At 67.6% G+C, this 10,851-nt stretch carries 13 protein-coding genes; 8 read left to right on the top strand and 5 right to left on the bottom strand.

Annotated features, from left to right (window positions below; genetic code table 11):
* Positions 1–272 precede the first annotated feature (272 nt).
* The 3 genes from OG300_RS12430 to OG300_RS12420 are packed head-to-tail and all read right to left on the bottom strand — an operon-like array spanning position 273 to position 2,982.
* On the bottom strand, positions 273–953 hold the full coding sequence (locus tag OG300_RS12430) for a cysteine hydrolase family protein (protein ID WP_405495322.1): 681 nt from the start codon (positions 951–953) through the stop codon (positions 273–275).
* Positions 950–2,257, bottom strand: coding sequence for a purine-cytosine permease family protein (locus OG300_RS12425; protein WP_405495321.1), 1,308 nt, complete (start codon positions 2,255–2,257; stop codon positions 950–952). The genes OG300_RS12430 and OG300_RS12425 overlap by 4 nt, the downstream gene beginning before the upstream one ends.
* On the bottom strand, positions 2,254–2,982 hold the full coding sequence (locus OG300_RS12420) for a GntR family transcriptional regulator (protein WP_405495319.1): 729 nt from the start codon (positions 2,980–2,982) through the stop codon (positions 2,254–2,256). The genes OG300_RS12425 and OG300_RS12420 overlap by 4 nt, the downstream gene beginning before the upstream one ends.
* A gap of 348 nt (positions 2,983–3,330) precedes the next feature.
* Between OG300_RS12420 and OG300_RS12415 the strand changes: the two genes are divergently transcribed.
* The 4 genes from OG300_RS12415 to OG300_RS12400 all read left to right on the top strand — a co-directional run bounded on the left by OG300_RS12415 (position 3,331) and on the right by OG300_RS12400 (position 7,742).
* On the top strand, positions 3,331–4,638 hold the full coding sequence (locus OG300_RS12415) for a phthiocerol/phthiodiolone dimycocerosyl transferase family protein (RefSeq protein WP_405495317.1): 1,308 nt from the start codon (positions 3,331–3,333) through the stop codon (positions 4,636–4,638).
* Between the two features lie 16 nt (positions 4,639–4,654).
* Complete coding sequence (locus OG300_RS12410) at positions 4,655–4,849, top strand: ferredoxin (protein WP_405495315.1); 195 nt, start codon at positions 4,655–4,657, stop codon at positions 4,847–4,849.
* A 9-nt stretch (positions 4,850–4,858) separates the two neighbouring features.
* Positions 4,859–6,091 carry a cytochrome P450 gene (locus OG300_RS12405; protein ID WP_405495313.1) on the top strand — a complete coding sequence of 411 codons (1,233 nt, stop codon included), beginning with the start codon at positions 4,859–4,861 and terminating at the stop codon, positions 6,089–6,091.
* Between the two features lie 370 nt (positions 6,092–6,461).
* Positions 6,462–7,742, top strand: coding sequence for a glycosyltransferase 87 family protein (locus OG300_RS12400; RefSeq protein WP_405495311.1), 1,281 nt, complete (start codon positions 6,462–6,464; stop codon positions 7,740–7,742).
* On the opposite strand, the gene OG300_RS12395 is transcribed toward OG300_RS12400, so the two are convergent.
* Positions 7,716–8,222 (bottom strand): anti-sigma factor, encoded by a 507-nt coding sequence (locus OG300_RS12395; protein WP_405495309.1) that lies wholly within the window; start codon positions 8,220–8,222, stop codon positions 7,716–7,718. The genes OG300_RS12400 and OG300_RS12395 overlap by 27 nt on opposite strands.
* A gap of 169 nt (positions 8,223–8,391) precedes the next feature.
* Between OG300_RS12395 and OG300_RS12390 the strand changes: the two genes are divergently transcribed.
* Entirely contained in the window at positions 8,392–8,547 is a 156-nt protein-coding gene (locus OG300_RS12390; RefSeq protein ID WP_405495307.1) for a DUF6131 family protein, read from the top strand.
* 25 nt (positions 8,548–8,572) lie between these two features.
* Complete coding sequence (locus tag OG300_RS12385; RefSeq protein ID WP_405495305.1) at positions 8,573–9,487, top strand: DoxX family membrane protein; 915 nt, start codon at positions 8,573–8,575, stop codon at positions 9,485–9,487.
* 70 nt (positions 9,488–9,557) lie between these two features.
* Here the strand turns inward: OG300_RS12385 and OG300_RS12380 are convergent, their stop codons facing one another.
* On the bottom strand, positions 9,558–9,758 hold the full coding sequence (locus tag OG300_RS12380) for a hypothetical protein (protein ID WP_405495303.1): 201 nt from the start codon (positions 9,756–9,758) through the stop codon (positions 9,558–9,560).
* Positions 9,759–10,304: 546 nt separating this feature from the next.
* Between OG300_RS12380 and OG300_RS12375 the strand changes: the two genes are divergently transcribed.
* Together OG300_RS12375 and OG300_RS12370 are read left to right on the top strand one after the other, a co-directional pair.
* On the top strand, positions 10,305–10,553 hold the full coding sequence (locus OG300_RS12375) for a hypothetical protein (RefSeq protein WP_405495301.1): 249 nt from the start codon (positions 10,305–10,307) through the stop codon (positions 10,551–10,553).
* A gap of 59 nt (positions 10,554–10,612) precedes the next feature.
* Complete coding sequence (locus OG300_RS12370) at positions 10,613–10,846, top strand: BON domain-containing protein (protein ID WP_405495299.1); 234 nt, start codon at positions 10,613–10,615, stop codon at positions 10,844–10,846.
* The last annotated feature ends 5 nt before the right edge of the window (positions 10,847–10,851 follow it).

The following is a 10,851-nucleotide window of genomic DNA, read 5'->3' as shown; positions in this document are numbered from 1 at the left end:
TTTTGCTGCGAGGATTCAATTTCGCCTGAGTAATGGTTTTCGAATGACCATGGGCGCGCACTCGGTGGGGTCGAAAACCGAGCTGCCCGGGCAGGATCCGGTGGCGGCGGCGTCGAGAACCGGACGCTCGCTGATTGCGGCGGCGCAGCGCGAGGCGCGCGATACGTCTGCGTGTGGCCGGGGCGCATCACCGGCATCGGCGCAGCTGCCGACAGCGACCCGGTCCCGGATGATCCGCGAGTAGCGGACCATCCGGGACGCTCAGGGCTGGACTAGGACAGGGCTTCGAGCAGGGCGGTGGAGTCGGCGACCGCGCCGAACACCCCGCCCTGCATGGTGACCATCTTCAGTGCGGCCTCGTGGTTGCCCGGGTCGGTGGCGCCGGTGCAGTCGGACAGGATCAGGCATTCGTAGCCGCGGTCGTTGGCGTCCCGCATGGTGGTGTGGACGCAGACGTCGGTGGTGATGCCGGTCAGGATGAGGTGGGTGATGCCGCGGGTGCGCAGCAGCAGGTCCAGGTCGGTGGCGTAGAAGGAGCCCTTGCCGGGTTTGTCGATGATGAATTCGCCCGGCAGCGGCGCGACTTCGGGGACGATCTCCCAGCCGGGTTCGCCGCGCACCAGGATGCGTCCCTGCGGTCCGGGGCTGCCGATCTCCGCGCCGATGCGCGCCGAGCGCCAGCGTTTGTTGGCCGGTAGGTCGGCGAGGTCGGGGCGATGGCCTTCCCTGGTGTGGATGATCGTCAGCCCGCTGGTCCGGGCGGCGGCGAGCACCTTGGTGGTGGGAAGCAGTCCGGCGCGGGTCAATTCGATGTCGTAGCCCATGGCCTCGACGTAACCGCCGGGGCCGCAGAAGTCGACCTGCCAGTCGATCAACAGCAGTGCCGTGCGAGCCGCGACGATGGGTCCGTCGAAGGGCCAGGTGTAGGGGTTCGCGGAAACCTGGGAGGTCATCGGGTCACCGCCCGCGGTCGTGGGGTCATCCGCAGCAGGGTGAAGAACAGTGCGCCGGTGAGCATTCCGACGATCGCCTCGGAGAGTCCCGGCGCCCACAGGTGTGCGGCCATGGCGCAGGCCGCGCCGCCCGCCCAGGCGAGGAACGGTTCGATATGCCAGGCGCGTTCGGTGCGGGTGATGCCGAAGCGGGGCAGCACCAGCAGATCCAGGATCATCACGATCCCGATCGGCGGCACCACCACCCCGAGCAGGTTGAGCCAGGTGTCGAAATGCGACCACACCCCCAGGCCGGCCAGCACGATGCCGACGATCCCGAGCACCACGGTCAGCGTCCGCATCGGCCGCCCACTGAGCTGACCCCACCCGATCGCCCCGTTGTACAGGCAGTGCGCGCACACCGATCCGAGGTTCACGAACACGAACCCGATCGCCACCGGCACCACCCACCCGCCGTGATCGACGAGAATTCCGAGGAAGTTGCCGCCGTTGGCGGCCGTGTCATGGGTGACGCCGAGCGCGACGAACACTCCGCCGACCACATTGGCGATCACGTTCGCCACCGGGAAAGCCGCTGCGGCAGCGAGGAATCCCTCCCGGCCGTTGCGCGACCACCGGGTGAAGTCCGAGGTCATGGTGCCCGAGTCGGCGAAGCAGGCGATCACCAGCGTGACGCACGCGCCGAAACTCAACGCTCCCCCACCACCGTGATACCCGAACACACTGCCGAGCGACACCGAGTTCGTCGCGAAGATCAGCGCCACCGCCGCGAGCACGAGATACAAAGGCGCGGCGACGATTCCGATCACCGACAGCGCCCGGATTCCGATCAGCGTGACGAGTACGTAGCCGACTCCGGCGAGCACGGAGGTCCAGGCCTCGTTCCAGCCGACGGTGCTGTGGATGACCGACCCGGTCAGCCCGGTCTGGAAGGCGAACCAGCCGATCACGACGGTGGCCAGGAAGGCCGCCGGAACCACCCGCCCACGTTGCCCGAAGGTCCGCGCGGCCAGTTGCGCGAAACTGCGCCCGGTGTCACCGGCGACGTAGCTGAGCGCGCCGACGTAGCCCATCAGCACCAGGTTGCCGAGCAGGATCGCCAGCATGCCGCGCCAGAAGCCCTGCGAGTACACCACCAGCCCGCCGAATACCGCGCAGGTGAGGATCATCGGGAACCCCACCCACACCGCCGACACCGACGCCAGACCGCGCCGCGCCGCGGCGGGGACGGGTTCGTTCTCGTACTCCGCCAGCACATCCGGTGTGGTGGTCGTGGATTTGTCGGGATCGAGTACGCCGGTCATCGCCCGGCCTCCTTCCATTCCAGCTGTCCGGCCTGGCTGCCGAGGAAGTGCGCGGCGACCGCGCGGGCGGCCGCCGCCTCGACGACCTCGTAGGAGTTGCCGACGTGTTCGTGCAGCAGGGTCAGTGCGCGCTCGAGCGCGCCGTCGAGGATGGCGTCGAGGATGCCGAGGTGTTCGGTGACGGTCGCGGTGACGCGCTCCTCGGTGCCGTAGTCGTAGGCGCGCACCAGCCGGATCTGGCTGTTGACGGTGGCGAGCATCCGGGTCAGCGACGGGTTTCCGGCGGCCGCGCTCAAGCGCAGATGGAAGTCCTCGTCCAGCAGCAGCACGTCGGGTCCCGGTTCGGGCGGGTTGTCGGCGTATCCGCTCCAGTCCTCGTGCAGCGCGCGCAGCCCGTCGAGGTCGTAGCGCAGCCGCGGGGAATCGATGACGCGTTGAATTCCCCTCAGTTCCAACGTGATTCGCACCTCGTAAAGGTCGCGGATGGTGGCGAGGTCGGGGATGACCGGGAAGTATCCGCCGTTGTCGTAGGTGAGCAGGCCTTCGGCGTGCAACCGGACGAGCGCTTCACGCACGGGGGTGCGCGAGGCGCCCAGCATGTCGGCGACCCGGGTTTCGACGAGCCGACCCCGCAGCGGGATGTCGCCGGACATCAACCGCCCGCGCAATTGGGTGTACACCTGGTGTCTGAGATCGGACATCGCGCCCGCAGCACGTGAATTCATGTCTGTATACACTCCTGCCGACATGTTTCGCGCTGCCGCGTCGGCCGTAAAACCCCGGTGACCGGTGATTGCCCGCAGGTTTCGCAATCCTCCCTTCCCGCCCGCTGCCCGATCGGAATGCGCGTCGACTTCGTGCCGGGCGCAGCATGTTCGTGGCGGACTGTCCCGGAACGCGATGGCTCGCCGCGCGATTCCCGCGCTGCTGACCGATAATGCTGCGCCGGAGCGTATTCCGGCGAACAGAGCGCAGGTCACCGAGGCCGTCGCGCGCCTCGGCGTCCCTGCCGCCCGCCTGCCGAGTGTGTAAGGTCGGCTCGGCAACTTCTCGCACAGGAGCACGGATCACGAATGACTAATCAACGCCCTCTGACTCCCTTCGAGCTCGCGCATTTCGATCGCGAGTCCCAGCTGGGCAACGTGCCGAAAGCCGAAGTGGCACTGTGGATCGGCACCACCGTGCGTGGGGACCTCGATCTCGACACGCTCCGCGAGGTGCTCGCCGAGTTGGCGGCCTCGCACGCGCTGCTGCACGCCGTGGCCGTCGCGGACGGCCACGGCGGTATGCGCTTCGAACTGCTCGCGGACTACCAGCCGCCGCTCGAGGTGCGGACCGGCGCGCAGGACGAGTACCTGCGGCTGATCAACAGCACCCCCGACTGGAGCACCGGCCTGTTCAAGGCGCACGTGATCAGCGACGGCGACGTGCACCGCGTGGTGATCGTGGTGCATCACGGCATCTGCGACGGTCGCTCCATGTTCCCGCTCGTCGGTGAACTGTGGGAGCGCTACAGCGCGCACCGCGCGGGTTCGCCGCTGCCGGTGTCGGATTCGGATTCCGTGCTGGTCGACGGCGTCGACGCGCAGCTGGCGGGCACCGTCACCGAGGCCGAGGTCGACGCCTTCCTCGAGCAGCTGGCGTTCATCGTGGCGGCCGGTGATCCGAATCTGGTTCCGCTGCAACTGCCTTTCGACAGCGACGGCACCGCCGACGCGCGCGGCCGTTTCGCGCTGCACACCATCGAATTGAGTCCCGAGGAAACCGCCACCGTCGTCACCGCCGCGACCGCACACGGATTCTCGGTCAACAGCCTGCTCAGCGGCGCCGCCCTCGCCGCGGTCCGCAGCGAACTCGACGCCGACGCCGGACCGGTGATGATGCTGGCCGGGCACGCGGTGGATGTGCGCGCCGAACTCTCGCCGCCGCTGCCCGGGCCGACCGTCCTCAACTGCGTGGGTGGCGTCCCCACACCGGTTTTCGCCGCCGCCGACGTGGATCCGGTGGAGCTGGCGAAGATGGTCGAGGTGGGCGTGCGCGGCGCGGTCGAGGCCCGCTTCCCGGCCCTGATCCTGCGCGCGCTGGTGCGCGGCATCGACCCGGTCGCGGCGGGCATGCCGGTGGTGCTGCCGACCCTGGGGCTGTCGAATATCGGCCGGATTCCGGCATATCCGGTGCCGGACGAGCTCGAGCTGGTCCGCAACTTCGTCTACGCCAAGGCCCCCGGCATGCCGCCCGCGATGACCATGTTCACCATCGGCGATCGCCTCACCATCCAGGTCGAGTACGACACCGTCGAGCACACCCACGAACAGCTCGGCCGGGTCACCGAGGCGATGCGCGAGCAGCTGCGTCGTCTCGCCGGTATCGAGGCGCGCTAGCGGCGACCGGTAGTCCGTGAAAGTCATTGTCAGCCGAGACAAGTGCATCGCGGCGGGCCAGTGCACCCTGCACGCCGAGGCGGTTTTCGAGCAGAGCGACGACGACGGCCTCGTCCAGCTGCTGACCGAGCGCCCCGGCCCCGAGCAGGCCGACGGGGTGCGCACGGCCGCCAAACTCTGCCCAGCGCAAGCCATCCAGATCGAGGAATAGCGGATATCCATGTCTGATACATCGACCGAATCCATCGCCGAGGCGCCCTTCTACCCCATGCCCCGTGCTGCGGGCTGCCCGTTCGCTCCCGCCCCCGAGGTGCGCGAGATCGCCACGGCCGGACCGATCTCCCGGGTACGGACCTGGGAGGACAAGGAGTACTGGCTGGTCACCGGGTTCGACGAGGCGCGGGAGCTGTTCCCGAATCCCGATGTCCACCTGGACAACCTGCACCCCGAGTTTCCGCACACCAACGCCTCGATGAAGGGGTTGGCGGCGCTGAGCCCGCGCACCATGTTCAACTCCGAGGGCGCCGAGCACGCCCGCTTCCGCCGCATGCTGGCCAAGCCGTTCACGCCCAAGCGGCTCGAGACCATGCGCCCGCTCATCCAGCAGCACGTCGACGATCGCATCGATGCCATGCTGGCGGGCGGCAATTCGGCCGACCTGGTCAAGTCCCTGGCGCTGCCGGTGCCGTCGGGCGTCATCTGTGAGCTGCTCGGCGTTCCCTACGAGGATCACGCCTTCTTCCAGCATCACACCGAGGTCGGGTTCGACAGCAACACCTCCCAGGAGGAGGCGATGCAGAACACCCTGCAGCTGCTGGACTACCTGAACAAGCTGATCGAGATCAAGACGGAGAGTCCCGCCGAGGACATGATCTCCGATATGGCCGAGCATGTGCGTGCGGGCGACCTGCAGCCGTGGGAGGCCTCGTTGCAGGCCGTGGGTTTCCTGGCCGCCGGTCACGAGACCACCGCGAACATGATCGGGCTCAGCGTGATCGCGCTGCTCGAGCAGCCCGAGCAGCTGGCGCTGATCCGTGACACCGACGATCCGAAGCTGCTGATCAACGCGGTCGACGAACTGGTGCGCTACATGAGCATCCCGCACATCGGGCTGCGGCGAGTCGCGGTGGCCGACATCGAGATCGCCGGTGAGACCATCCGCGCGGGCGACGGCATCATCTTCGATCTCGGTGCGGCGAACTGGAATCCGGAGGTCTTCCCGGATCCGGAGCGCATCGACGTGACCCGCGAGAACGCCGCGCAGAACCTCTCGTTCGGCGCCGGCCGCCACAACTGCATCGGGATCCAGCTGGCCCGCATCGAACTGGCGATCACCCTGCAGACCCTCTTCCGCCGGATTCCCGGGTTGCGGGTGACGGCCTCCTACGACGAGATCGATTTCAAGGAGGAGGCGATGGTGTACGGCATCCACCGCCTCCCCGTCGAGTGGTGACCCGGCACTGACGGCATCGGTGTCGCGGCGATCGCCGCGGCACCGAACCCGGAGATTGCGTGGGCGAATTGTCCGAATGCAGGCTGTGAATTCGCCGTGAATTCGGTTCCCGTGCGACCCGGGTGAACCGGTCGGCTCGAATGCGCCGATGTCCGGTGAACAGAACGATGGGCGTGCGTATCACCGGTCGGACACTGCGAGAGTGGGCTCGCCGGAACATCTCTCGACGCATTCACGCCACCTCGCCGGAGTGTCGGCCGGGTGGCGGGTCGATGGCGCTGTCACTACGGTGGGGCGGGCATTCGGAGCCGATGACGGGGTGATTATGGCGTTGACGACGGTTGAACAGCGGGTTGTCGCGGAACGAGAAGTGGCGCGAGGACGCGTGGTCCCGTTGAGCGTGGTGTGGGTGGCGGCCGTGCTGGGCATACTGTCCGGCTGGCATTTCATCGAACAGGTCGCCGCGGCCCCGCACGCTTTCATGCATCTGGTCGATCTGGGCACCTATCAGATCGCCGCGGAACGGGTGGTCGACGGAATTTCCGTGTACGACAATCCCTTGCGCGGACATACCCGTGGCGTCTGGGAATTCGTGTATTCACCGTTCGCCGCACTGATGTTCGTGCCGCTGGCGTGGTTGCACGGCAATGTCTTCACCTGGGTCGGCGGTCTGGGCAATTTCGCGCTGCTGGTCGCCTCGATGTGGGCGGCGCTGGATGTGCTCGGTCTGCGCCGGGATCGGCGGACCGCGGTGCTGGCGGTGTCGATCTCCGGGCTCATGCTGCTGTGCGAGCCGATTCGCGAGACCGTCACGTTCGGGCAGGTCAATATTCTGCTGATGCTGCTCGTACTGGTGGATATGGCACTGCCGGATTCCTCTCGGTGGAAGGGCGTGCTCACCGGTGTCGCCGCCGGAATCAAGCTGACCCCGGTCTTTTTCGTGCTCTATCTGCTGGTGACTCGCCGTTTCCGGGCCGCGGCCACCGCGATCGGCGCGCTCGTCGCCACCATGGTGCTGGGTGCGGTTGTGCTGCCGAAGGATTCGTGGACCTTCTGGACCGGCGCGTTCGCGGACCCGACCCGGGTGGGTGTGCCACAGAACCCGCAGAACGAATCACTGCGCGGCATGATCGCCCGCTCACTGGGCACCGGTGCCGGCATGCAATTGCTGTGGCTGGCAGGCGCTCTCGCCTTCGCAGCGGTGTGTCTGCTGCTGGCGCGGCGGCTCTCGGGGTCCGGCTATGAGCTCGCGGCGGTGTCGCTGTGCGGTGTGATCACCACGGTCGTGTCCCCCTACAGCTGGATCCATCACTGGGTGTGGCTGGCCCCCTTGCTGATCTGCCTGGCCGACCTGGCGCTGCGCGAGCGCAGCGTGCTGATCGGGGCGGGGCTGGCGGTGGCGGCGGTGGTCACCTCCGGCGGCCTGATGGACCTGGTCGGGGTGCACTACGGCAGCGTCTTCGACCTCCCCGGCCACGGCCCGTTCGCGGTCTTCGACCACAACGCCTACATCTGGCTGACCCTGGTGCTGCTGGCGGCCCTCGGGTGCCGCCCGATGCTGCGACGATTCCGTCCGCAGCGATCCGAGGGTCCGCAGCAGCACACGTCGGAACTGTCGCGACCGTCAGCGGCTACGATCCGGACTTCGTAGCCGGCTGAAGCGCACGACCAGCGGGTATCCGCGCAGTTCGGGGTCGAACGGCGCGCGGCTGGTCCGCAGTGAATCGGTGAGGCTCGCGAGGATCTGGCGGCTGAAACTGTGCTCGTCGAACGCGTCGACGGTGGTGACCACACCCGCCACCCGCACGTGCACCTGGGTGTCGTCGCAACGGAATTCACATTCGATGGCGCCACCGGGCACGGTCGACAACATCACGGCGGTGGCCACCTCATCGAGTGCCACCCGCACGTCAGTGACCACATCGATCGTGAAATCCGCTGTCAGCAATACTGTTTCGGCCACCGCACGCAGCATCGACAACTGCTTCACCTCGGCGCGCAGCCGCAGCCCGATATCTCCGGCGTGCGGTCCCATAACGCCCTGCGACCCGGCGAGCGCGGCCGCCCGGTCATGCACGAGCCCGGCGCCCGGCGCGTAACCGGCACCCTCACCTCGTGGTGACTCCTGCATATTCTCACCACCCATCGAATTCCGACTGTCGATCTCGGACCTTTCGATCTCGTCGTACCCCGCTGTGGGCGGTGAAAACCGCTGGGAATGCTTGATCTCCCGGGTTTGAGGACGGGTGCGCCGGGAACTGCGGCCGTATCACGACCTCGCCATCGGAAAGGAACACTGCATGATCGCCCTGGGGCTCATCCTGCTTCTCGCCGGGATTCTGCTCGGTATACCCATCCTCACCACCATCGGCGTCATTCTGCTGGTGGTCGGCGCTGTGCTGATGCTGCTCGGTGCGGTCGGCCGCCCGATCGGCGGGCGCAGCCACTACTACTGATTCCTCCTCTCCTGGAAAGGAATTCATGATGCTGAGACGAATCGCCCATCCGCTGCTGGCCGCCGCGTTCGTGGTGGACGGGGTCGACACCCTGCTGAATCCGGAGACGCGCGTGAAATCCGCGAACGACCTGGTGCAGCGGGGCCAGCAGGTGCTACCCGAACGCGCGGCCGCCGTCCTGCCGAACGATCCGGCCCGCCTGGTGCAGGTCACCGCGGCGGTCCGGGTCGGCGGTGGGCTCATGCTGGCCACGGGGCGGCTGCCGCGGATTTCCGCGCTGATACTGGCCGCCACCACGGTTCCAGCCACCCTCACCGAGCGGGACTTCTGGAACGAGACCGATCAGCAGCGCCGTTCCGCAAAACGCACCGCGTTCCTGCGCGATGCCGGACTGCTCGGCGGCCTGCTGATCGCCGCCGCGGATACCGGCGGGCGGCCATCGGTTGGTTGGCGGGCGCGTCGCGCGGCGGATCGACTCTCCCGCAAGGTGGGTGACAAGGGCGCCAGCCCGGTCGCCCACCTCGCGGAAGCCGTCGCCCAGCAGGCCCCGGTGGTGTGGGAGTCCTTGCGCGACAAGGGCGGTCACCTCGCCGAGGTCACCCGTGAACAGGGCGCGCAGCTGGCGGAAACCGTCCGTGACAAGGGCGGCGAGCTCGCCGAGACCGCGCGGGACCGGGGTGGCGAATTCGCCGAACTGGCCCGGGAGCGCACTCACGAGTTGGCGGACACCGCTCGTGACAAGGGCGGTGAACTGGCGGATACGGCTCGCGACCGCGGTGGCGAGCTGGCCGATCACACGCGTGGCCGGGCTCGGCGACTGGCGAAAACCGCTCGGGCCCGGCGCGATCAGGCTGCCGAGGTGGCCGCCGATCGCGGCGCTCACCTCGGTGAGCTGGCTCGCGAACGGGGCGCGCAGCTCGCGGATCGGGTGCGCGGTTAGCGTCGCAGGCACGCAAACGAAGGCCGGGCCGGGGGGAGAAATCCACCCGGCCCGGCCTTCGCGCTGTAGGTCAGCGGCTGCGGTGACTGCGGCGTCCGCCTTCTGCCTTGGCCTCGACGGGCTGCGCCTGCGCCCCCTTGCGTCCGGCCTCGCGCGGGTCGGCACCGTGCTCGGCGCCGAAGCTGCCACTGCTGGCCTTGCCGCCGCGGCGGGCCTGCTCCCGGGTGTCGGGACGATTGCCGAACTGTCCGGGATTCTTGGGGTTCGCCATTACGAGTCTCCTTCGGCGTGATCGAGTTCTTCAGGGTCACTGCTCGGAATCGGTTCGGGGCCGAACATGACGGCTTCCCACCATCCGTCGAGTGGGCTGGGGTCCGGCCATGTGGTCACCATGTTTCGTTCCTGGCGACGGTCAACGCGGCGTCGCTGCATCGGTGCGGCTCCCGCCTCGGCGAGCGCGCCGAGGGCGAACCGCGTCCTTGAGCTTCTCGCCGACATCCTTCAGGTCAGCGCGGCGCTGCAGGCGACGCCCCTCCCCTGCCATTCGGCGATCTCCGAGGGTTTCGCCCGCGAACTGCCGTACCCGTCCGCGGATCCTGTCGACCTTGTTTCGAATCTTGTTGCCACCATTCATCGTTGCGTCCTTCTGGATTGTCGATCTCTTGACCGACCTACCCGCGATATCGGTTCCGAAACAGTCACGCCGATGCGGCGTTTCGTCCCGCGTGTCGCATTCGTGTCACGAGTTGACCGGTTTCACAGGCGTTGCGGCGGGAATTCGAACAAAGTAGGTCCGAAAGCTGGAGGAGTGTCCTCGATGACGTACTACAACGGAACTCCGGAAACCTCGAAAATCCCACCCACCATCCTTGACGGAGTCGGCTGGCCCGGCTTCGCGTTGCTGTTCGCCGGGGTCGTCGCCCTGGCCTGTACCGCCGGTTCGCCCGGCGCCGATGCCGGCACGGTTGCCGGGGTCTCGATCGCGGTGATCGCCTTGCTCTCCGGCGTGTTGCGAATCACCATAGAACATGGTCGGTTTCGTCGGCAGGAGGAAACCGGCGTCTGAGTCGTGACGGCGACACCGCGGTCGTCGAATATCGCAGCACCGCGGAGGTAATCGCCGATATGAACAGTAGCGCCTATCTGATCACCAAGCTGCACCGCCTCCTGGCCGAGGACGCCCGGGTCGCGGAATCCGCAGTACAGGTCGCGATTCGCGGCCGAGTGGTGGTGCTCTCCGGTGAGGTGCGCAGCGCCGAACACCGGGAGCGCATGGAACACGTTGTGCGGCAACAACTGCCCGCACTGAGAATTCGCAACGACATTCTGGTGAGCCCGTCGCTACCCCGTGGCCGCTGACCACG

It is taken from the genome of Nocardia sp. NBC_00511 (genome assembly GCF_045161165.1).
GTDB lineage: Bacteria > Actinomycetota > Actinomycetes > Mycobacteriales > Mycobacteriaceae > Nocardia.
Note: the sequence above shows the minus strand (reverse complement) of the source record. Positions and strands in the feature narration are given on the sequence as shown.